Source organism: Streptomyces sp. NPDC058373 (assembly GCF_042723275.1).
Taxonomy (GTDB): domain Bacteria; phylum Actinomycetota; class Actinomycetes; order Streptomycetales; family Streptomycetaceae; genus Streptomyces.
In genome coordinates this window covers 1-20,923 of the sequence record NZ_JBHXJE010000021.1, presented here as the reverse complement: position 1 = coordinate 20,923, position 20,923 = coordinate 1, and the positions used below count along the sequence as shown (strand labels likewise).

General features: G+C 72.3%; 21 protein-coding genes. 8 read left to right on the top strand and 13 right to left on the bottom strand.

From position 1 onward, the window contains the following. Positions 1-39: 39 nt before the first annotated feature. The 4 genes from ACFWMZ_RS14845 to ACFWMZ_RS14830 all read right to left on the bottom strand — a co-directional run bounded on the left by ACFWMZ_RS14845 (position 40) and on the right by ACFWMZ_RS14830 (position 4,308). Positions 40-1,386 carry a hypothetical protein gene (locus tag ACFWMZ_RS14845; RefSeq protein WP_383201809.1) on the bottom strand — a complete coding sequence of 449 codons (1,347 nt, stop codon included), beginning with the start codon at positions 1,384-1,386 and terminating at the stop codon, positions 40-42. After that, the gene (locus ACFWMZ_RS14840) at positions 1,376-1,942 is read right to left on the bottom strand and encodes a DUF6114 domain-containing protein (protein WP_383176027.1); all 567 of its coding nucleotides are present in this window, start codon (positions 1,940-1,942) and stop codon (positions 1,376-1,378) included. The genes ACFWMZ_RS14845 and ACFWMZ_RS14840 overlap by 11 nt, the downstream gene beginning before the upstream one ends. Before the next feature lie 130 nt (positions 1,943-2,072). Next, a complete protein-coding gene (locus tag ACFWMZ_RS14835) occupies positions 2,073-2,705 on the bottom strand; it encodes a DUF6230 family protein (protein ID WP_383176024.1) in 633 nt (210 codons plus the stop codon). A 628-nt stretch (positions 2,706-3,333) separates the two neighbouring features. Next, positions 3,334-4,308: a tetratricopeptide repeat protein gene (locus tag ACFWMZ_RS14830; RefSeq protein ID WP_383176021.1), complete on the bottom strand. Its 975-nt coding sequence runs from the start codon at positions 4,306-4,308 to the stop codon at positions 3,334-3,336. A 311-nt stretch (positions 4,309-4,619) separates the two neighbouring features. Here ACFWMZ_RS14830 and ACFWMZ_RS14825 point away from each other — a divergent pair, with 311 nt between their 5' ends. Next, positions 4,620-5,240, top strand: coding sequence for a TetR/AcrR family transcriptional regulator (locus ACFWMZ_RS14825; protein ID WP_383176018.1), 621 nt, complete (start codon positions 4,620-4,622; stop codon positions 5,238-5,240). Between the two features lie 94 nt (positions 5,241-5,334). Continuing rightward, positions 5,335-5,583 (top strand): hypothetical protein, encoded by a 249-nt coding sequence (locus ACFWMZ_RS14820; protein WP_383176015.1) that lies wholly within the window; start codon positions 5,335-5,337, stop codon positions 5,581-5,583. Between the two features lie 90 nt (positions 5,584-5,673). On the opposite strand, the gene ACFWMZ_RS14815 is transcribed toward ACFWMZ_RS14820, so the two are convergent. The 3 genes from ACFWMZ_RS14815 to ACFWMZ_RS14805 form a co-directional block, all read right to left on the bottom strand. Further along, positions 5,674-7,374 carry a methylmalonyl-CoA mutase gene (locus ACFWMZ_RS14815; protein ID WP_383176012.1) on the bottom strand — a complete coding sequence of 567 codons (1,701 nt, stop codon included), beginning with the start codon at positions 7,372-7,374 and terminating at the stop codon, positions 5,674-5,676. A 135-nt stretch (positions 7,375-7,509) separates the two neighbouring features. Further along, positions 7,510-7,848, bottom strand: coding sequence for a DUF3817 domain-containing protein (locus tag ACFWMZ_RS14810; protein WP_383176009.1), 339 nt, complete (start codon positions 7,846-7,848; stop codon positions 7,510-7,512). Between the two features lie 73 nt (positions 7,849-7,921). Then, positions 7,922-8,434, bottom strand: a complete 513-nt coding sequence (locus ACFWMZ_RS14805; protein WP_383176006.1) for a MarR family winged helix-turn-helix transcriptional regulator — start codon at positions 8,432-8,434, stop codon at positions 7,922-7,924. Positions 8,435-8,728: 294 nt separating this feature from the next. Between ACFWMZ_RS14805 and ACFWMZ_RS14800 the strand changes: the two genes are divergently transcribed. Beyond that, entirely contained in the window at positions 8,729-9,766 is a 1,038-nt protein-coding gene (locus tag ACFWMZ_RS14800) for a glycoside hydrolase family 6 protein (RefSeq protein ID WP_383201806.1), read from the top strand. 39 nt (positions 9,767-9,805) lie between these two features. On the opposite strand, the gene ACFWMZ_RS14795 is transcribed toward ACFWMZ_RS14800, so the two are convergent. The 4 genes from ACFWMZ_RS14795 to ACFWMZ_RS14780 all read right to left on the bottom strand — a co-directional run bounded on the left by ACFWMZ_RS14795 (position 9,806) and on the right by ACFWMZ_RS14780 (position 14,956). Further along, positions 9,806-11,764: a galactose oxidase-like domain-containing protein gene (locus ACFWMZ_RS14795; protein WP_383201803.1), complete on the bottom strand. Its 1,959-nt coding sequence runs from the start codon at positions 11,762-11,764 to the stop codon at positions 9,806-9,808. A gap of 3 nt (positions 11,765-11,767) precedes the next feature. Further along, a complete protein-coding gene (locus ACFWMZ_RS14790) occupies positions 11,768-13,552 on the bottom strand; it encodes a glycosyltransferase family 2 protein (protein ID WP_383175997.1) in 1,785 nt (594 codons plus the stop codon). A 739-nt stretch (positions 13,553-14,291) separates the two neighbouring features. Further along, complete coding sequence (locus tag ACFWMZ_RS14785; RefSeq protein WP_383175994.1) at positions 14,292-14,585, bottom strand: MTH1187 family thiamine-binding protein; 294 nt, start codon at positions 14,583-14,585, stop codon at positions 14,292-14,294. After that, positions 14,582-14,956, bottom strand: a complete 375-nt coding sequence (locus tag ACFWMZ_RS14780) for a DUF3817 domain-containing protein (protein ID WP_383175991.1) — start codon at positions 14,954-14,956, stop codon at positions 14,582-14,584. Before ACFWMZ_RS14780 ends, ACFWMZ_RS14785 begins: the two co-directional genes overlap by 4 nt. Before the next feature lie 213 nt (positions 14,957-15,169). Here ACFWMZ_RS14780 and ACFWMZ_RS14775 point away from each other — a divergent pair, with 213 nt between their 5' ends. The 4 genes from ACFWMZ_RS14775 (at position 15,170) to ACFWMZ_RS14760 (ending at position 17,834) form a co-directional block, all read left to right on the top strand. Next, complete coding sequence (locus ACFWMZ_RS14775) at positions 15,170-15,808, top strand: AIM24 family protein (protein WP_383175989.1); 639 nt, start codon at positions 15,170-15,172, stop codon at positions 15,806-15,808. Continuing rightward, positions 15,808-16,458, top strand: coding sequence for an AIM24 family protein (locus ACFWMZ_RS14770; protein ID WP_383175986.1), 651 nt, complete (start codon positions 15,808-15,810; stop codon positions 16,456-16,458). The genes ACFWMZ_RS14775 and ACFWMZ_RS14770 overlap by 1 nt, the downstream gene beginning before the upstream one ends. Further along, the gene (locus ACFWMZ_RS14765; RefSeq protein ID WP_383201800.1) at positions 16,455-17,201 is read left to right on the top strand and encodes an AIM24 family protein; all 747 of its coding nucleotides are present in this window, start codon (positions 16,455-16,457) and stop codon (positions 17,199-17,201) included. Before ACFWMZ_RS14770 ends, ACFWMZ_RS14765 begins: the two co-directional genes overlap by 4 nt. Before the next feature lie 156 nt (positions 17,202-17,357). Next, positions 17,358-17,834, top strand: a complete 477-nt coding sequence (locus ACFWMZ_RS14760) for a MarR family winged helix-turn-helix transcriptional regulator (protein WP_383175980.1) — start codon at positions 17,358-17,360, stop codon at positions 17,832-17,834. A gap of 90 nt (positions 17,835-17,924) precedes the next feature. Here the strand turns inward: ACFWMZ_RS14760 and ACFWMZ_RS14755 are convergent, their stop codons facing one another. Both ACFWMZ_RS14755 and ACFWMZ_RS14750 read right to left on the bottom strand, forming a co-directional pair. Next, complete coding sequence (locus tag ACFWMZ_RS14755; protein ID WP_383201797.1) at positions 17,925-19,349, bottom strand: ATP-binding protein; 1,425 nt, start codon at positions 19,347-19,349, stop codon at positions 17,925-17,927. After that, positions 19,346-20,011 carry a response regulator transcription factor gene (locus tag ACFWMZ_RS14750; protein ID WP_383175974.1) on the bottom strand — a complete coding sequence of 222 codons (666 nt, stop codon included), beginning with the start codon at positions 20,009-20,011 and terminating at the stop codon, positions 19,346-19,348. The genes ACFWMZ_RS14755 and ACFWMZ_RS14750 overlap by 4 nt, the downstream gene beginning before the upstream one ends. Before the next feature lie 120 nt (positions 20,012-20,131). Here ACFWMZ_RS14750 and ACFWMZ_RS14745 point away from each other — a divergent pair, with 120 nt between their 5' ends. Then, positions 20,132-20,791 (top strand): PepSY domain-containing protein, encoded by a 660-nt coding sequence (locus ACFWMZ_RS14745; protein ID WP_383175971.1) that lies wholly within the window; start codon positions 20,132-20,134, stop codon positions 20,789-20,791. Positions 20,792-20,923: the final 132 nt, after the last annotated feature.

The following is a 20,923-nucleotide window of genomic DNA, read 5'->3' as shown; positions in this document are numbered from 1 at the left end:
CTTGCGGCTCCCGGACGGGTCTGGGGGACGGAGGCGGGATCAGCCGCCGTCGGTGAAGTAGTTCTGCAGGCCCGGCACGGTGAGCGTGCCGCCGAACTGGCCCGCCTGGACGACCTTGACCTTGGTGAAGAAGGCGAAGGGCACATTCAGCGGGGGCGGGCTCTCGGGACTGAAGGTGATCGGGATCAGCCCGAAGAGGTTCCCCTTCAGCTCCTCGGTGTACATGGTGACCTCGCCGTCCCTGATGGTCGAGGTCGATCCCGCCGCGCCCTTCACGTGGCCGGTCTGCCCCTTCGGGCCGACGGTGAGCTGGTGCAGGTCCTTGATGTCCGTGGTCTTCGCCGTGAACTTCAGGACCGGCTTCACCTTGCCGCTGTACGTCTTCACCTTGACCACGCCGTGGTAGTCGAGGCCGCCCAGCGTCAGCCGGCTGCTCTCCAGCCGCCACGGGTCGTCGGGAAGGAGCGGGATCCCCGGCTCCAGGTCGAGGTCGGCCAGCGCCTTCGGGTCCGGCGCGCACGGGTCGTCGTCCGCCGCGCCGACGGCACCCTGTGCCCCGGCGGCCAGCTCGCTGACCGAGACGCCGTTCTTCCGGGCCGCGTCCTCGATCTCCTTCTTCAGTTGTTCGGCCGGGCTGAGCTCGGCCTCCTCGGCGGCCTTCTTGTCGGCGGCCTCCTTCTCGGCGGCCTCGGCCTTGTCGGCGGCCTCCTTCTCGGCGGCCTCGGCCTTGTCGGCGGCCTTCTTGTCCTCGGCCTTCTTGTCCGCCGTCTCCGCGTCGTCCTTCTCCGCGGTGCCGCCGGACTTCCCGTCCGCCTTCGCGTCGCCCTTCTCGTCCGCCTTCTCGGAGGCGGAGGGCTCCGGCTCGGGCTCCTCGGACTTCTTGTCCCCGGGGGTGAAGAGGTCCTTGAGCGCGTCGCCGACGCCCAGCGGGTCGAGCGGGTTCCGGGTCTTCTCAGGCTCCGGCTCGGCGGTGGGCTGCTCGTCGGCCGGGGCGGGCGCCGGCTCGTCCGGCGTGGCCACGCCCTCGGCCGGGGCCGACGGGGAGGCGGACGGGGCGGGCGTGGCGCCCGGTGAGGCCGGCTTCGAGGCGCCGGGCTCGGGGGTGGGCGTCGCGTCCGGTCCGGCCGACTCGGACGGCTCGTCGGAGCGGGTCACACAAGGGCCGCCGCGCGGGATGTCCGCCTTGTCGTCGGCCAGGGCCAGCTTGGGTGTCAGGCCCATTCCCACGAAGACCGCCGTGGGCATCGCGGCCAGGGCGAACGCCTTGCCCGCGGGTATCTGGAGCTTCGTCAGCAGCGACTTCCGGGGGGCCGCGTGACGCGGCCCGGTTCTGCCGGGGGCTTTACCGCCCTCATCGGCAGCCAGTTGCGCCTCGTCACCCCGCACGGTGCCTCCCGCCGTTGGTCTCAAGTGTCGTGCCGTCCGCCTGGGCACTCCCGCCCCCGGCGACCGGCTCGGGCTGGGGCGCTGCCGACCCGGCGACCGGTACGTCCTTTTCCGGCCCGGCCGCGACCGGCTGCGCGCTCTGCCCGCCCCCTTCGGGAGCGGTCTTGCCCGGGGCCCAGGAGATCGAGAGGGCCCCGCCGAACATGGCCAGCAGGAAGCCGATCAGCAGCCCGCCGAGGTTGGACACCGGTATGGAGACCAGCGCGAGAAGGATCGCCGCGACGCCCGCGAACACCCGGACGATGGACTGGAACCACATCGTCAGTCCAAGCGTGACCAGCAGGACGCCGATGATCAGCGATCCCGCGCCCGCCGTGGTGGCCATCCGCAGGCTCAACTGCCCCAGCGTGAGCTGTGCGTACGGCAGGTAGGCGATGGGGATGCCGCCCAGCATCGTCAGCAGCCCCGCCCAGAACGGGCGGCTGCCGCGCCACACCCGGAAGCGACGCCGCCAGTAGTGAAATCGGTCGCTCAGCCCTGGGGACTCGGCGCTCATGGAAAACAGCTCCCTGGAACCGGCAATGCGTGGAGAGAAGATGGAGTGGCGGGCGGGGAACCCGCCGCGGCGCTCCGGGGCTCACACCCCGAGCACACCGCGGCCCGCTCCGCGCCCGCCCAGGGAGTGCTTAGTAGCACTCCTTGACGCCCTTGTGCAGCTTCATGCTGAGACCGCTCAGCTTGAAGGTTCCGGCGGTGGTGGCCCACGCCGTCTGCTTGACGTTCTTCAGGGTGGCCGCGTCGGCCTCCTGCGAGAAGCCGTAAGGGTTGGCCTGGTCACCCTTCTTGATGCCAGGGCCCTTGGTGCTCTCGCCGGCGGCCACACCGATGTTGATGTTCTTGAACTCGGCGTCGGCGTCGAGCTGGGCGACGTCGATGTACAGGTTCTCGGCCTCGACCGGCGCCTTACCCGTACCGGCCTTCAGCTGCAGGCTGATGGTGCCGATGAGCGGGACGTCCGGCGTGACGACGGACTGGCACATGTTGCTGATCTGCGCGCTCTTGAACGCGGAGATCGCGACCGGATGGGCGGCCTTCTCGCCCTTCAGGTCGTAACCGGTGTCGACACCGCCGTACTGGACGAACCCGTTGCCGACGAGCTTGTCCGCCGACACCTTGAACGACTGGCCGGACACGGCGAACGACGCCGCGAGCGCACCCTGCGACAGGGCCACGCCGATCGCCGCGGTAGCGGCGACGGTGGGCACCATGACGACGGCGAACCGCTTCCATCTGGTCCCGCCACGAGCCACGGACTCCATGACATTCCTCCTTCTCGGACGTACATCTCCGGCCTCTGACTGGTCCCGAATGGGCGGCTCAGCCGGGCAGGGATGGGAGAAGTGCTACGTCCTCGGCAAGGAGAGCGCCTACGACCGCGCACGCCGCGCCTCGTGGGCGCGGAGTGTCCGGTTCGGCGGCGATCACCCCCGAGCGACAACCACTGGCCACGCCTCGCACGGGGATGCGCAGCCGGTTCGGACAGGCCCTGCCGATGGCAGAGACCCCCCTGTCCAGGCCGAAACCCGCGGTTTCGACCTGCTCGGTGGGGACCCAGAGAACCCATGGACCCGGATGGCTGCCGGGGTGCGGGAAATGGACCGAGCGTCGCCGATCGTGGTGCATTCGGGGCCCGGACACAAGGGGTTCATTACCGGCTAGTAACGGCTGGATGACCGAAGCGGTGCACAGCGGTGCGAGGCGGGTACGGACGGTGCCGCGAGGAGGGGTGACAAATCATCACTCGGGATGACAGATGCGCATCGACGACGAGGTCGGACTTACTCCGAGTAACAGCGGCCGCGATTACCAAGTTTTGGTAAAGCGCGGCCGCTTGAGTCTCTCTGTCGTCAAATCGCTCCGCACACCACAGGGGCGCGCGTCAGGTGCTCAGAACAGCACCCGGGCCAGAGCCGTACGGGCCGCGGTCACCCGCGGATCCTCGGCGCCGACCACCTCGAAGAGGTCGAGCAGGTGGAGCCGGGCCTTGTTCCGGTCGTCCCCCGCGGTGACCCGCACGGTGTCGACCAGCCGGCCGAAGGCGTCCTCGACGTGGCCGCCCACCAGGTCCAGGTCGGCGGCGGCGGCCTGCGCCGCGACGTCGGCCGGGCGCTCGGCGGCGTCCTGGCGGACCTGCTGCGGGTCGAGACCGCTGACGCGGCGCAGGAGTTCGGCCTGGCCGAGGCCGAGCTTGGCCTCGGTGTTGGCCGGGTCGTCGGAGAGGACGTTCTGGTAGGCGCGGACCGCGCCGTCGAGGTCACCGGCGTCGAGCGCCTGGACGGCGGCCTCCAGCAGGGCGTCGTACGGCCCGGCGGGCTCCTCGGGGACGGCGGCGGGGTCGCCCGCGTCGGAGCCGGGGTCGACGGCGAGGCCGGTGAGGCCGAACCGCTCCTCGCCGACCTGGATGAGCTGGTCGAGGGTCTCCCGGATCTGGGCCTCGGGGGCGGCTCCCTGGAAGAGGGGCAGGGCCTGGCCCGCGACGACGGCGAAGACGGCCGGGATGCCCTGGATGCCGAACTGCTGCATCAGCATCTGGTTGGCGTCGACGTCGACCTTGGCCAGCAGGAATCGGCCGTTGTACTCGTGCGCCAGCCGCTCCAGCAGAGGGCCGAGCTGCTTGCACGGCTCGCACCACTCGGCCCAGAAGTCGATGACGACCGGGACCTCGGTGGAGCGCTGGAGGACATCGCGTTCGAAGCCGGCCTCGGTGACGTCGATGACCAGGCTCGACGCGGGTACCGCACCGGTACCGCCCTGTCGGGCGGCTTCGGCGCGGGCCTGCTCGGCCTTGACCTTGGCTTCCTGGGCCTGCTTCACCGCGGCGAGGTCGACGACTCCGCTCATGGACATGTTCCGTGGCTGCATGCGTACATCCTCCCCCCTCCGCGCGCGTGGTGGGAAACCCGTCGAACGGCGGACGACGGCGTTTCCCTTCCGCCGGCAGGCCGGCGGTCCCCTGCTCTTCCGTGACGTGTTGTCGTACTGCTCCGGCCGGAGCCGGTCCGGCGCCGGGTCCCCACCCGCGCCTGTGGTTGTCGCCCGTGGGTGCGCACGAGCTTTCGCTACGAGTCGTAGCGTAACTGCCCGAGGCACTCCGTGTCAGGGGGCGCCGGGTGATCCGGGTCACGGCGCCGCCGCATACTGACCGTTCGGTAGCCCTCGATACAGTCGCTGGCATGCAGAGCCGCACCCCTCCCGCCCGCACCGGCCGCCCGCGCAGCGCGGCGGCGGACGCCGCCATCCTGGCGGCGACCCGGGACGCCCTGGTCGAACTCGGCTGGTCCCGGATGTCGCTGGGGGACGTCGCCCAGCGGGCCGGGGTCGCCAAGACCACGCTGTACCGGCGGTGGGCGGGCAAGAACGAGCTGGTCGTGGACGCGGTCGCGGAGCTCTTCGACGAGCTGGTGCTGCCCGAGGGCGACAGCCTCACCGCGGACGTGGTCGGCGTGGTCCTCCAGTTCGGCGAGCTGCTCCAGCGGCCGGAGACCAGGACGGCGCTGATGGCGGTCGTCGCCGAGTCCACCACCGACCCGGCGCTCAGGCTGCGCATCCGCACCACCATCGTGGACCGCCAGAAACGCCTCGTCCTCCAGGGCCGCGCCCGCGCCCAGCGCCGCGGCGAACTCCCCTACGAGACCGAACCCGCCGTCGCCGAGCAGCACGCCGACCTGATCTTCGACGTGATCGCCGGCGCCGTGGTGCACCGCGCTTTGGTCAGCGCCGAGCCGGTGGACGAGGCGTGGGCCCAGGCGCTGGCCGGACTGCTGATCGCGGGGCTGCCGGCGGCGCTGGGCTGACCGCGGCGCCCCCGTCCGCCCCCGGCCCCGGATGCGGACCGCCCCGCCCGGGCCGACGATGAAGTGGTCCCCCTTCCTACTCCCAGGGAGCGCCATGATCGTCAAGAAGCTGCACGACAAGGGGTTGAAGAGCGAGCACGCGTACTGCGCGGCCTTCGTCTCGATCGGCCTGTCCCTCTGCTCGTGGGCCGGCTCGCTGAAGGCCGAGTCACGCGGGGTGGAGCGGGCCGACCGGTGGGGAATCTTCGTCGGTGAGTGGGCGCCGACCTTCCTCGGACTCGGACTGGCCCTGGCCACCTACGAGGCGGCCGACGAAGTCACGGTGGTGGACTTCGAGGCGTGAGCCCGGCGCGCGCCGCCCGGCACGCGCGAGGCCGCCGCTCCCCGGCAGCGGGGGGCGGCGGCCTCGGTACGGCATGAGGGCGGGACCGGATCAGAAGCCGGGCGGCTCCGTGTAGACGCCCCACTCGTCGCGCAGGGCGTCGCAGATCTCGCCGAGGGTGCCCTCGGCGCGGACGACCTCCAGCATCGGCTCGATCATGTTGGCGCCGGAGCGGGCGGCGTCGACCATGGCGGCGAGCCGGGCGCGGACGGCGGCGTCGTCGCGGCGGGCCCGGCGCTCGCCCAGCTCGCGGACCTGGTCACGCTCGACCTCGTGGCTGACCCGCAGGATCTCCAGGTCGCCGGTGACGGAGCCGGTGTGGGCGTTGACGCCGACGACGCGCTTCTCGCCCTTCTCCAGCGCCCGCTGGTACTGGAAGGCGGACTCGGCGATCTCGCCGGTGAACCAGCCGTCGTCGATGCCCCGCAGGATGCCGGAGGTCATCGGGCCGATGGGGTGCTGCCCGTCGGGGTGGGCGAGGTGGCCCCGGTCGCGGATGCGGTCGAAGATCTTCTCGGCGTCCGCCTCGATGCGGTCGGTGAGCTGCTCGACGTACCAGGAGCCGCCGAGCGGGTCGGCGACGTTGGCGACGCCGGTCTCCTCCATCAGGACCTGCTGGGTGCGCAGGGCGATCTCGGCGGCCTGCTCGCTGGGGAGGGCGAGGGTCTCGTCCAGGGCGTTGGTGTGCAGCGAGTTGGTGCCGCCGAGGACGGCGGAGAGCGCCTCGACGGCGGTGCGGACGACGTTGTTGTACGGCTGCTGGGCGGTGAGCGAGACCCCGGCGGTCTGGGTGTGGAACCGCAGCCACTGCGCCTTGTCGGTGCGTGCGCCGTAGACCTCCTTCATCCAGCGGGCCCAGATGCGGCGGGCGGCGCGGAACTTGGCGATCTCCTCGAAGAAGTCGAGGTGGGCGTCGAAGAAGAAGGAGAGACCGGAGGCGAACGCGTCTATGTCCAGGCCGCGGCTGAGCCCCAGCTCGACGTAGCCGAAGCCGTCGGCGAGGGTGTACGCCAGCTCCTGCGCGGCCGTCGCCCCGGCCTCGCGGATGTGGTAGCCGGAGACGGAGAGCGGCTTGTAGGCCGGGATGGTCCGCGCGCAGTGCTCCATCAGGTCGCCGATGAGGCGCAGGTGGGGCTCGGGCGGGAAGATCCACTCCTTCTGGGCGATGTACTCCTTGAAGATGTCGGTCTGGAGTGTGCCGTTGAGCACCGCCGGGTCGACGCCCTGGCGTTCGGCGGCGACCAGGTACATGCAGAAGACCGGGACGGCCGGGCCGGAGATCGTCATCGAGGTGGTGACGTCGCCGAGCGGGATGTCCCGGAAGAGGATCTCCATGTCGGCGGCGGAGTCGATGGCGACGCCGCAGTGGCCGACCTCGCCGAGCGAGCGCGGGTCGTCGGAGTCGCGGCCCATCAGCGTCGGCATGTCGAAGGCGACCGAGAGTCCGCCGCCGCCGTTGGCGAGGATCATCTTGTACCGCTCGTTGGTCTGCTCGGCGTTGCCGAAGCCGGCGAACTGGCGGATGGTCCAGGTACGGCCCCGGTAGCCGGTGGGGTGCAGGCCGCGGGTGTACGGGTACTCCCCGGGCCAGCCGATGCGCTCGAAGCCCTCGTAGGTGTCCCCGGGCCGCGGGCCGTAGACGGGCTCGACCGGGTCCCCGGAGAGCGTGGTGAAGTCGGCGTCCCGCTTGCGGGCCCGGTCGTAACGGGCCTGCCAGCGGCGGCGGCCCTCCTCGATGGCGTCAGCGTCCATACCCCAAAACTACTTGGACGTCCTAGTACATGTCGATGGGGTACGGCCATCCGTGACAGGACGGGCTCCCGGAACGCCGGAACCCCCGGAAGCGGCGGGCTTCCGGGGGTTCGCGTGGCGCGCGCGGGCCAGGCGTCAGGCGCTGGCCTTCGCCTCGGCCGGGACGCGGTCCTGGACCAGCGGCTCGACCTCGCGGGTGACCTTGCGCTCCACGAAGAAGGCGACGAAGGGGATGGTGCCCGAGAGCAGCACCCACAGCAACTTGCCGACCGGCCACTTCGCCTTGGCGCCGAGGTCGAAGGCGAAGACCAGGTAGATGATGTACAGCAGGCCGTGAGCCTGGGAGACCACGAAGGTGACGTCGGCCCCCATGTCGAAGCCGTACTTGAACACCATGCTCACGCAGAGCACGAGCAACATGACTGCGGTGACATAGGCCATGACCCGGTACCGGGTCAGCACGCTGCGTTTCATGGCCCCGAGCCTAACCGCACCCCCGGGCCGATCTTGCGGCACCCCAACCCCTGTTCACCCCGTGGTGCCCGCCCTACGGAGCGTCCTCGAAATCGTGTGCGGCGACCCGCAGGGGGCGCAGCATCGCGAAGATCTCGGCGCACTCCTCGGCGTCGTAGGCGCCGAGGCCGAACTCCATCCCCATCAGGTCGCGGGTGGCCGCCTCGACCACCTCGCGGCCCTGGCCGGTGATGGAGGCGAGGGTGCCGCGGCCGTCCTGGGGGTTGGGGCGCTTGGCGACCAGGCCGGAGCGGACCAGCCGGTCGACGGTGTTGGTGACCGAGGTCGGGTGGACCATCAGCCGCTCGCCGATCTTCGACATCGGCAGCTCACCGGCGCGCGAGAAGGTGAGCAGCACCAGCGCCTCGTACCGCGCGAAGGTGAGGCCGTACGGCTTGACGACGGCGTCGACCTCGGCGAGGAGGATCTGGTGGGCGCGCATGATCGAGGTGATCGCGGCCATCGAGGGCACGGAGCCCCACCGTTCCCGCCAGCTCTCGTCGGCGCGGGCGATGGGGTCGAAGGGGAGGCTGAGCGGCTTCGGCACGGGCACGACCCTACCGGCCGGTCATATCGCGGTCAGCCCTGTCTCGCCCTTCGGTCGGCCCGCGCCGGGAGCGGCGCCGGACGGCGGGCCGCGGGGAACGGCGGGGCCGATCGGGGCAACTTGCCGCGCGGGAGAGCCGCGACGCCCCTGACCTGGGCGATCCCGGTGCGAAGATCGCGCAGGTGCCCGTCCCCCACCGGGCCGCCCCGGCGCTGCGGGGTATGCGGCCAAGGCTCGGGGCGGTCGCACTCCACCCCTTCGCACGTCCGTCCGTCCCCCCAAGGAGGCTGGGGAATGTCCCGGCTGCAGCGTGTCCCCGCCCGGTTGGTCCGCCCGCTCCTCCCCCTCGGCCTGCTCGCCCTGCTCGCCGCCACCCCCGCCTGCACCGCCGACGACTCCGCCCCCGACGGGCGCGAGGCCGAGCCCGCCCGCCCGTCGGCCGCCGCGGCCACCGCTCCCGAGTTCTGGGTGGACCCCGAGTCGCCGGCCGCCGTCGAGGCGGCCCGGCTGCGGGTCGAGGGCAAGGCCGGGCAGGCGGCGCTGCTGGAGCGGATCGCCCAGCAGCCGGCCGCGGTCTGGCCGGCCGGGGACGACCCGGTGCCCGCGGTGCGCCGGGTCACCGGCGGCGCGGCCCGCACCGGCTCCACCGCCGTGCTGGTCGCCTACAACGTGCCGCACCGCGACTGCGGCCAGCACTCGGCGGGCGGGGCCGCCGACCGGGCGGCGTACGGGGAGTGGATCGACGCGTTCGCCTCGGCGATCGGGGAGAGCAAGGCGGTGGTGGTGCTGGAGCCGGACGCGGTGCCGCACATGGTGGACGGCTGCACCCCCGCCGAGTACCACGGCGAGCGGTCCACGCTGATCTCCGGCGCCATCGAGCGGCTGAAGGAACAGCCCGGCGTCAAGGTCTACCTGGACGCCGGCAACCCGGCCTGGATCGACGACCCGGAGAAGATCGCGGATCCGCTCCGGCGGGCCGGGGTCGCCGGGGCCGACGGCTTCTCGCTCAACGTCTCCAACTTCCAGACCGACGCCGCCACCCGCGCCTACGGCAAGCGGCTCTCCGGCCTGCTCGACGGCGCCCACTACGTGGTGGACACCAGCCGCAACGGCAACGGCCCGCTCGGCGCCGCCGGGCAGGACGCCTGGTGCAACCCGCCGGGCCGCGCGCTCGGCACACCGCCGACCACCCGTACGGGGGACCCGCTGCTCGACGCGTACCTGTGGGTCAAGCGGCCCGGTGAGTCCGACGGCGCCTGCCGGGGCGGCCCGTCGGCGGGCACCTGGTGGCCGGAGTACGCGCTGGGGCTGGCCCGGAACACCAAGGGGTGAGCGGGGGCGGGGCCCGGCCCCGCCCCTGGGCCGGGGAGGTCAGCCGACCCTGATCCAGCTCGCCTCGGAGGGCGTGCCGTCGGCGGTGTTGACGAAGACCATGTACCAGCCGGGCGGCACCAGGGCCGGGTCCTTGGGGACCGTGATCGTGACCGAGTCCCTGGTCTTCTTCAGCTCCACGTCGATGGAGCGCTGCTCGACGTCGGTGGTGTGGGTGACGGCGCTGGGCCGCATCAGCCTGGCCTTGGTGATGGCGCCCGCGTCCTTGGCCGGGAAGGTGGCGGTGGCGCCGTACTCCACCTCCTCGGGCCCCTTGCCGAGCGCGGGCCGCTTCCCGTCCGACGCCTTGTGCAGGTAGGGCGGGGTGAAGACCTCCATGCGCTGCTCGAAGGTGCCGAGCTTGGTGTTCTCCTTGTTGCCGAAGAGCGAGTCGGAGCCGAAGGTGGCCACCCGTCCGTCGGGCAGCAGCAGCGCCTCGGAGTGGTAGTTGCGGCCGACGGTGGGCTCGGCGGCCGGGGTGAAGGAGTTGGTGCGGGCGTCGTAGAACTGCGACTTGAGGATGTTGGAGGCGCCCCGGCCGCGGTAGTCGTAGGAACCGCCGGTGGTGAAGACCGAGTCGTCGGGCATGATCACGCTGTTCAGGTAGCGGGTGCCCTGCGGGAGGTCCGGGCCCGGCTTGAAGGCCGGGTTCTGCTCCTTCAGATCGATGACGGCGGTGCGGCGGGTGGACTTCTCCGACTCGCCCACTCCCCCGCCGCCGAGCACCATCACCTTCTGGTCCTGGGCGGGCGGCAGCAGCAGCGAGGCGGAGGTCTCCGTCTGGTCGAGGTCGGTGAGGCCCGGCACCTTCTGGAAGGTGTTCTTCTCGATGTCCCAGATCCCCGGCTCGCGCCCCTTCTCGGCGGGCCCGTACCCGGCGTTGGAGGCCGGGTAGAAGAGCTTGCCGCCCTTGGTGAGGAAGAGCGCCGGGTAGGTCGGGAAGTAGCGGAAGGGGCCCTTGGACCACTTCTTGGTCTCGGGGTCGTAGATCTCGTTGTCCCCGGGGTCGATCACGCCGACGTCGTCGAGGCCGGAGACGGCGAGGACCTTGCCGTCCTGGAGGGTGACCAGGGTCGGGTACCAGCGGGCCTTGGCCATCGGGTCGACCGGGAGGTACTTCTCGGCGACCGGGTCGAACTCGTAGGCGGCGCGGATGCCCTGGAAGTCCTGCTTGTCGAGGCTGATCTTCTCGGCGAGGCCGTAGGTGTTGTCGGCGTCCTCGCCCTTCAGGCCGACGATCTCGTACTGGGCGGCGCCCTCGCTCGCGTACTGCCCGCCCTTGCCGGTGGCCTCCACCCAGACGCGGGCCTCGCTCGCCTTGACGGTGACCTTCTCGGGCTGGGCGCGGCCGTTCCGCCCGGAGCCGCCCTCGTGCTTCTTGACGGCCCTGGGGACCGTCACGTCGAAGCGGCTGACGTACTCGGTGCCCGACGGCGAGCGGAACCGGGTGCCCTTCTTCAGCGTGACGTCCTTGTCCGGGTTCTCGTTCTTGACCCGCATGCCGCCGCCGGCCTGCTCGACGGCGCCGTCGAGCACCTCGTACCGGGCGGTGCCGCCCGCGACCAGCAGGCGGCCGTCGGCGAGCTGGGTGTGGCCGGAGCAGAAGAAGTCCTCCGGGGTGTCGATCTTCTTGAAGGAGTCGTCGCGCGGGTCCCACAGCACCGTGTCGAACGAGCCCTCGTCGAACTTGGCCTGGTCGTTGCCGGAGCCCGCCACGATGAGGACCTTGCCGGTGTGCAGCAGCGCCGCGTGGATGGCGTTGGTCCGGTACTCGTCCGGGATCGACACCTTCTTCCAGGAGCCGTACTTCTTCTGGTAAGCGGGCTGGGAGATCTTGTACTCGTGGTACTGCTCCTGGGCGAAGGAGATCGCGGCGGGGGCGTTCAGCCCGGCCAGCACGGCGACGCCGCCGACGCCGAGCGCGGTCTTCTTGAACTTCCCGGTCGGCCGGTAGGCCATGGCTCAGTTCCCTCCGGACGGGATGCTGCTGACGAGGGCGGCGGCGGGCTCCACCTCGCCGGTGGTGGTGGCGGTGGCGGTGGCGCTCTGCACGGCGGGGACGGCGGCCAGCGCGCGGCGGCGCTCCAGCCGGCAGGTGCCGGACCAGACGGCGACCGGGGCCAGCGAGATCGCGAGGCCCAGGAACGCCCAGGTCCGCATCGCCACGTGGGTGTGGCCGAGGACGAAGGAGGCGGCCAGGGAAGTGGCCAGCACCCCCGCCCAGAAGAGATGGACACGGAAGGTCAGCAGCCGGTCTGCGCTGGCGTCACCGCCCTTGGGGGTGATGACGAAGCGGCAGGGGCGGCGCAGGAGCGCCCCGCCGAGCGACTTGAGGTAGATCGGCGCGGAGAGCGCGGACATCGCCATCCCGGCCAGTCCCCCGGAGCCGGCGGGCTCGTGCGGGGAGACGTTGTGCCGCCGGTTCCACAGGTACAGCCCGACCTGGAGGGCGGCCGCGTCGCTGTAAAGCATCAGCCAGACCGACGCCGCCACCTGTGTGCCGGACGCCCCGAACCAGAGGAAGAGCACGCAACTCGTCACGCCGAGCAGCCAGTTGACGGCGGTCATCGGGTAGTAGACCAGCATCAGCGAGTACGAGAAGAGCCGTCCGGCGGGCATCTTGAACGGCGCCTTCCGGTACTGCTTGAAGAGCGTCTCGTACGTCCCGCGCGACCAGCGGAGCTGCTGGGTGAAGAAGTCCGTCCAGGAGGCGGGGCCCTCGCCGACGGCGAGCACGTCGGGGGTGTAGACGGAGCGCCAGTGGCGGCCGGTGAGCGGGTTGCGGGTGCGGTGGAGTTCGAAGCCGGTCGCCATGTCCTCGGTGATCGAGTCGTAGAGGCCGCCGATCTGCTTCACCGCGCTGATCCGCACGACGTTGTTGGTGCCGACGAACATCGGCGCCCGGTAGCCGTTCCCGGCCCGCTGGATCAGCGCGTGGAAGAGGAACTGCTGCGACTCGGCGGCCTTGGTGACCGGCGTCGTGTAGTTCCCGTAGACCTGCGGGCCGACGACGAAGGCGACGTCCGGGTCGCGGAAGTAGCCGAGCATCCGCTCCAGGAACTCCGGCAGCGGCACGTGGTCGGTGTCGACCGAGGCGAAGAAGTCGTAGGCGTCGCCGTGCATGGCGATCCAGGCGTTGTAGTTCCCGTGCTTGGTACGGGCCTTGTGGGCGCCCTTGTCGCGGTTCCAGTCCGGGACGCCCCACCGGGTGAAGTGCCGCACCCCCAGCTCCGCGCAGAGGGCGCGGGCGTCGGGGTCGTTGCCCTCGTCGAGGAGCCAGACGTCCAGCGGGCCCTCGTGCCGCAGCCGGACGGCGCCCTGGAGGGTGGCCCGGACCATGGAGAGGGGTTCCTTGCCGGGCACGTACGTGGTGAGGAAGGCGACACGGGTGCCGGGTTCGGGGGTGACCGGGACCGGGTCGCGGGCCATCAGCGTGGCGTGGGCGATGGAGACGACGTTGACGAGCATGAAGAACCCGATGAGGCCGACGGCGACCAGCATCGTCCGGTCGAGCACCACCAGCCAGCTCTCCCCGCCGTCGCGGTCGGTCCAGTGGCTGGGCCAGACCAGGTAGACCATGAGCAGCCCGGTGAGCAGCGGGGCCAGCGTCATGAGCAGGACCGCCCGTATGCGGTGCGGTTCGGACGCCAGCAGCCTGCGGTACTCGACGCGGTAGTCGGGGGCGGGCTCGGTCAGGGGCCCGGCTATTCGGCTGTGGGTGTCGTAGTCGTAACCGTCCGGCCGCACAACGCCCTCCACATGTTCGACGACGGGCCAGCACACCCCACGAGACGTCGCCTCCCCCCCACGTGTCGATCCGGACGCCGCCGTGCGGGCGGTAGGGGCTGGCGATCGGGTGACGGGTCACCCGGGTGCCGGGGGCGGGGTGGGGGACGGGGTAGGGGCGGGCGGCCGGCGCCCGCTGTCGTACCGGGTGGCAGGCCGCCGCCCATGCCTCGCCGCCCGCCACCCCGGCCCGGTGAGCGCCCCGGTCGTCGAGGAGCTCGGGGCGGAGGTCCGCGACGACCTGTCGTTCCGCCTCGGCCGGCCGCGCCGCGCGCCCGCGTACGGGGCGCTGGCGGAGGGCTCGGGGAATCGCTGCCGTACGCGGCGCAGGCGGTCGGGTACGCGGACAGGTGGGGGCCCGGCCTTCGGCCCCGAGAGCGTGGTCGCCTCGCAGGGCCTGCTGAAGGGCGGCCACCGGGACGACTGGCCGGCCTCCGACCGCCCGGCGCTGCTGGTGCGGGGAGAGCGGAGCGGCACGCTGAGCGCGGAGCAGGCGGAGGCGATGGCGGCGCGGCGGGGCCGGACCGGCTGGTGGCGCTCGACACCGGGCACACCGTGCGCGCCTCCGCGTCCGGGGAGTTCGCCGCGGTGGTACGCGCCTTCCTGGACGGCCTGGCCCGACTGCGCGCCCCGCAAACGGCGACGGCGCGCGGAGTCAGGCTCCGCGCGCCGCGCCGGGTGGGGGGCCAGGCCCCCGGTGTCACTCCCCCAGGTACCGCTCCACCGTCTCCACCTTGGAGACGAGCCCCCCGGACACACCCGGGCGGATGTCGGCCTTCATGACGACCGAGACGCGCGGGGCGCGGGCCTCGACGGCGGCGACGGCGCGTCTGACGACGTCCATGACCTCGTCCCACTCGCCCTCGACCGAGGTGAACATGGCGTCGGTGCGGTTCGGCAGGCCCGACTCGCGGACGACGCGGACGGCGTCGGCGACGTACTCGCCGACGTCCTCACCGACGCCGAGCGGGGTGACGGAGAAGGCGACGATCATGCCGTGGCCCCTGCGTCCACCCCGTCGTCGGTCCGCTCCTTGCGGGCGCGGGCGGCGATGGCGGCGTCCACGGCGCCCTCGGCCTCCTCCTTGAGCTTGCGCTCGGCGTAGAAGCCGCCGAAGGGCAGGACGGAGAGGACGAAGTACAGCGCGGCCCGGCCGAAGGACCACTTGGTGCGGTTCCAGGCGTCCAGCCAGAAGAGGACGTAGAGGACGAAGAGGAGGCCGTGCAGCGCGCCCATGACCGGGACCGCGTTGAACTCGGTGGTGCGCTTCAGCACCGAGCAGACGAGCAGCAGCAGGAACGACACGGCTTCGGGAGCCGAGACCAGGCGCAGGCGGCGGAGTGCGGAAGCGGTCTTGATGTCCACGAGGGGGCAACCTTCGAGGTCGGGGGCCGGGCAGAGCACGGACGGACGGGCCGGACGGGCGGAGCCCGCGGGGCGATCTTGTGAACGCGTGCACAAGCTCCGGAGCCATTGTGGCAGCTTCCTTTGCCCGCTCTTGAACCAGGGTCCGCCCGGGGTGGCGTACCGCCACTGTGCGGCCTGTGCCCGGGGGCGGCGGGCGGTTACGGTCGGGGCGTGGCTGAGTTCCGACTGCAAGGCAGCGCGATGCTGGTGGCCGACCTCACCGGCGACACGGTCCGGGCGAAGAACGGGTCGATGGTCGCCTACGACGGGCGGATGACGTTCAAGAAGCTGACGGGAGGCGGCAACGGCCTGCGCGGCATGGTGACCCGCCGCCTGACCGGGGAGCAGATGGAGGTCATGGAGGTGAAGGGCGAGGGCACGTGCTGGTTCGCGGACAGCGCCAGGGACGTCAGCCTGGTCCGGCTCTCCGGCGAGACCCTGCACGTAGAGGCGGACAACCTGCTCTGCACCGAGGGCGGCCTGCGCACCGGCACCTCGTTCACGGGGCTGGGCGGCGCGGCGCAGGGCAACGGCCTGTTCACCACCACGGTCGAGGGCACCGGTCAGGCGGCGGTGATGTCGGCGGGGCCGGTGGTGGCACTGCGGGTGAGCGGCGCGTATCCGCTGACCGTCGACCCCGGCGCGTACATCGCCCACCAGGGCGAGGTGCGGCGGAGCTTCCAGAGCGGGGCGGGGGCGCGGACGCTCTTCGGGGAGGGCGGCGGCGAGGCGTTCCAGCTGCGGTTCGAGGGCGAGGGCGTGGTGTACGTGCAGCCGAGCGAGCGGGCGACGTTCGGGGGTGACCTCTGATGGGGTTCCGCGAGGTCAACCACAAGATGATCGAGGCGACGGTGGTGCCGGGCACCCGGCTGTACAGCCAGCGCGGCGCGATGCTCGCCTACCGGGGCGAGGTCTCCTTCACGCCGGACATCGGGAGCGGCCAGGGCGGCGTGCTGTCGATGATCGGCCGCCGGGTGGCGAACGAGGCGGCCCCGCTGATGACGGTGGAGGGCAGCGGCACGGTCCTCTTCGGCCACGGCGGCCACCACGTGCAGGTGGTGGAGCTGTCCGGGGACACCTTGTACGTGGAGTCCGACCGGCTGCTCTGTTTCGAGGGAAGCCTGCGCCAGCAGACCGTCTTCCTCGGCTCGCAGGGCGGCGTCATGGGCATGGTGCGCGGCCAGGTCTCCGGGCAGGGCCTGTTCACCACGGCGCTGACCGGGCACGGCGCGGTGGCGGTGATGGCGCACGGCGGCGTCGTGGAGGTGCCGATCACCCCGCAGCGGCCGGTGCACGTCGACCCGCAGGCGTACGTGGCGCACCACGGGGACGTGCGGAACAGGCTGACGACCGCGATCGGCTGGCGGGAGATGGTCGGCCGGGGCTCGGGGGAGGCGTTCCAGCTGGAGCTGTCGGGGAGCGGGGCGGTGCTGGTGCAGGCGTCGGAGGAGAAGCTGTGAGCGCGTTCGCGACGGCCTCGGGGGCGGGGCCGAGGATCTTCGACCCGGCCACCCTGCCGGGTGACGACAACGTCAACCCGTACACCTTCTGTGTGGAACTGGCGGGCGGCCGCTGGTTCCTCCAGAAGGGCAAGATGATCGCCTACTACGGGCAGATGTCCTTCAACGGCGTCGGCCACGGGCCGCTGGACGCGCTCGTCCGCTCCGCGTTCCACTCGCCGATGCACGCCGCCGACTGGGTGGTGGCCGAGGGCTCGGGGAAGATGCTGCTGGCCGACCGGGCGTTCGACGTGAACTCCTTCGACCTGGACGACGGCAACCTCACCGTCCGCTCGGGCAACCTCCTCGCCTTCGAGCCGAGCCTCTCCCTGAAGCAGTCGATCGTCCCCGGCTTCCTCACCCTGATCGGCACCGGCACGTTCGTGGCGGCCTCGAACGGCCCGGTGGTCTTCATGGAGCCGCCGCTGCGGGTGGACCCGCAGGCGCTGGTGGGCTGGGCCGACTGCCCATCGCCGTACCACCACTACGATCACGGTTATCTGCGCGGGGTGCTCGGCGGGGTGCGGTCGCTGACGGGTCTGGGCGGGGCCTCCGGGGAGGAGCACCAGTTCGAGTTCAGCGGGGCGGGGACGGTGCTGCTCCAGTCGACCGAGAAGCTGATGGGTGACCGGGCGACCGGCGCGGTGCCCGGGGAGGCGGGGATTCCGGGGGCGCCGGGGGCGCCGGGGGTCCGCGGCGGATGAGGCGGCCGCCGTCCGGGCGCGGCCCGGATCCCGGCGGCCCCCGGGCGGCTTCCGCACAGTGAGCGGTACTCTGCGGAGTGTGACGCCGAACGCCTACTCGCATCCCGAGCCGCCCACCGTTCGTTAGCTTTTCAACTTTTTAGGTAGAATTCCCTCATGGAGACCGAAACGGCGACGCGCTGGCTGAGCGAGACGGAACAGTGTGTCTGGCGTACCCATCTGGATGTCAGCCGCCTGCTGATGCACGAGCTGGAGAAGGACCTCCAGCCGTTCGGCCTGAACAACAACGACTACGAGATCCTCGTCAACCTCTCCGAGGCGGAGGGCCAGCGGCTGCGGATGAGTGACCTCGCCGAGGCCACCCGGCAGTCCAAGAGCCGCCTCTCGCACCAGATCACCCGGATGGAGAAGGCGGGCCACGTCCGCCGCGAGCACTGCGAGTCCGACCGGCGCGGACTCTACGCGGTCCTCACCGAGCTGGGCGCCCGCACCATGGAGGAGGTCGCCCCGCACCACGTGGCCTCCGTCCGCCGCCACTTCATGGACCACCTCTCCCCCGAGGCGCTCGCCGAGCTGAGCCGCGCGCTCGCCCCCGTCGCCGAGCACCTGCGCTCCCGGCCCGCCCGCGGCTGACCGGCGCGCGACCGCCACCGAGGGCCGGGGACCCCTGGCCGGGTCCGCCGGCCCTCGCGCGTTCCCGCCGCCGTCGCGCCGTCGCGCCGGCTACCCGCGCACCCGGGGCAGCCGCAGCTCGAAGAGGGCGCCGCCCTCCGGGGCCTCGCGGACGCGCAGGGTGCCCCCGTGCCGGGCGGCCACGTCGCGGGCGATGGCGAGGCCGAGCCCGGCGCCGCCGTCGTCGCGGCTGCGCGCGTCGTCCAGGCGGACGAACCGCTCGAAGATCCGCTCCCGCTCCCCCGCGGGCACGCCCGCCCCGTCGTCGGCGACGGAGACGACCGCGTCCGGGCCGTCCGCCCGCACCCGCACCTCGACCCGGGAGGCGGCGTGGCGCTGGGCGTTGTCGACCAGGTTGCCGAGGACCCGGGCGAGCTGGCCGCGCGATCCGGCCACCTCAAGGCCGGCCCGGCCGTGCACCTCGACCGGCAGCCGGTCGCCGACGCGCTGCGACGCCTCCTCGCGGACCAGCGCCCCGAGGTCGAGCCGCCCGCCGGTGGGCCGCTCCCCCGCGTCCAGCCTGGCGAGCAGCAGCAGGTCGGCGGCGAGCGCCTGGAGCCGGACGGTGTCCTCCACCGCGCCGGCCACGTCCAGCAGCTCCGGGTGGGCGAGGCCCACCTCCAGCTGGGTGCGGAGCGAGGCGATCGGGCTGCGCAGCTCGTGCGAGGCGTCCGCGACGAAACTGCGCTGCCGCTCCACCGAGGCCTCCAGCGCGGTGAGGGTGGCGTTGGTGGTGCGGGCCAGCCGGGCCACCTCGTCGTGGGTGGACGGCTCCGGGACGCGGCGCCCCAGATCCTCCGACGCGGTGATCGCGGCCATCTCGCGACGGATGCCCTCCACCGGCTTGAGCGCCCGGCCGGTCACCCCCCAGGTGACCCCGGCGACCACCACGAGCAGCAGCGGCAGACCGATCAGCATGACCGTCTGCGCGGTGCTCACCGCGCCCTGCTCGGCGGCGAGCGGGGCGCCCGCCCATACGGTGAGGCGGTCGTCGTCGTTCTCCACCTCGACCGCCGAGAAGCGGTAGTCGGCGGTGTGGCCGTCGACGGTGGCGGAGCCCTCGCCGCGCTCCACCTCGTCGGAGATCTCCCCGGCCTCCAGCCGCTCCCCGCCGTCGTCGTCGCCCCCGCCGCCGGGCTCGCGCAGCGCCGCCGGGTCGGGGCGGACCGCGTGGGTGCCGGTCCCGCTGATCCGCTCCAGGTCGTCGCTGACGGCCAGCAGGCGGCCCTTGGAGTCGACCACCTGGACCGGCCGGTCCTCGTCGTCGGGCAGGTCCAGATCCTCGTACGCGGTACGCGCCGCCACCTTCGAGGCGACCTGCCGGGCTGTGGCGTCGGCCTGGGCGGCGGCCTCCTGGATCAGGTTGGAGCGCAGCGACAGCAGCACCGCGGTGCCCGCCGCGATCAGCGCGACGGCCACGACGAGGGTCGCGCCGATCGTGGCCTGGGCCCGCACCGAGCCGAAGAGCCGCTTCATCGCCCTGCCTCCAGGCGGTACCCCATGCCGCGCACGGTGCGGATGGCCTGGGCACCGAGCTTGCGGCGCAGGGCGCTGATGTAGACCTCGACGATGTTCGGGTCGCCGTCGTAGGCGAAGTCCCAGACGTGCTCCAGGATGTCCGCCTTCGAGACCACCTGGCCCGCGCGCAGTACCAGTTGCTCCAGCACCGCGAACTCCTTGGCGGTCAGCCCGACCTCGTCGCCGTCGCGCTGCACGCGGCGCGCGGCGGTGTCGACGCGCAGGCCGCCGACGGTGTGCACGGGTGAGGCGCCCGCCCCGGCACGGCGGCGCAGCAGGGCCCGGACCCGGGCGACCAGCACCACGTAGGAGAACGGCTTGGTCAGGTAGTCGTCGGCGCCCGTGTCGAGCCCCTCCGCCTCGTCGTACTCGCCGTCCTTGGCGGTCAGCATCAGGATCGGCACGTCGTTCCCGGCGGCGCGCAAGGCGGCGCAGACCCGGTAGCCGTTCATGCCGGGCAGCATGATGTCCAGGACCAGCAGGTCGTACGGGCTCTCGCTGGCCCGGTGCAGTCCCTCCAGCCCGTCGTGGACGACGTCCACGGCGTACCCCTCGGCGGTCAGCCCCTTCGCCAGGGACAGGGCCAGCCGCTTCTCGTCCTCCACGATCAACAGACGCATGCGCCAAGACTCCCAGAGCCAACCTGAAGCCCCCTTCAGGCTACTTCAGCGAGACTTCAGCCTCCGGGGGCCAGAGTGTTGTCCGTACCGCAGATCACTGCCTTACGGGAGGAACCCGCCATGAAGCGCAATGCCGTCATCGCCGCACTCACCGCTGTCGCCGTCATCGGTGGGGGCGCGACCGCGGTCGCCGTCAGCTCCGAGGACGCGCCCGCCACCGCCGCCCCCGCCGACCGGGTCAGCCTCGCCTCCGAGCAGGGCTCCACCGACGCGTCCGAGCAGGACGACGACCGGGACGACCGGAACGAGAAGGACGACGACCGCGACGACCGGGACGAGAAGGGTGACGACGACCGCGACGCCAAGGGTGCCGCGGCCGACCCGGGGAACGTGACGGTCGCGCAGGCCATCGCCGCGGCGCTCGACCACACCTCCGGAACGGTGCTCTCGGCCGACCTCGACGACGACGGGGACGCCCGCTGGGAGGTCGAGGTCGCCACCGGCGGGAAGACCGTGCACGAGATCGAGGTGGACTCCACCACGGGGAAGGTCGTGCGCGCCGAGACCGACCGCGACGAGGACGACGCCGCGGCCGAGCTCGCCGCCGTCAAGGGCGGGAAGGTGTCCGCCCGGGACGCGGCCGGTTCCGTCGCCCGGGCCGCCGACGGGGCCGTGACCTCGGTCGAGTTCGACGACGGGCGCTGGGAGGTCGAGGTCGGCGAGGCCGACTGGGCAGTCGGCCTCGACTCCGCGAAGGCCTCGCTCTCCGAGCGGGGCTGAGCCGCGGCCGGCCTCAGCCCGGCCGGCGCTTGAGGCCGTCTTTGACCGTTCCGGTCGGAGACGGCCTCAGCCAACCCCAGCCCGGCCGGCGCTTGAGGCCAATCCTCGACCGGAACGGTCAGAGACCCTGTC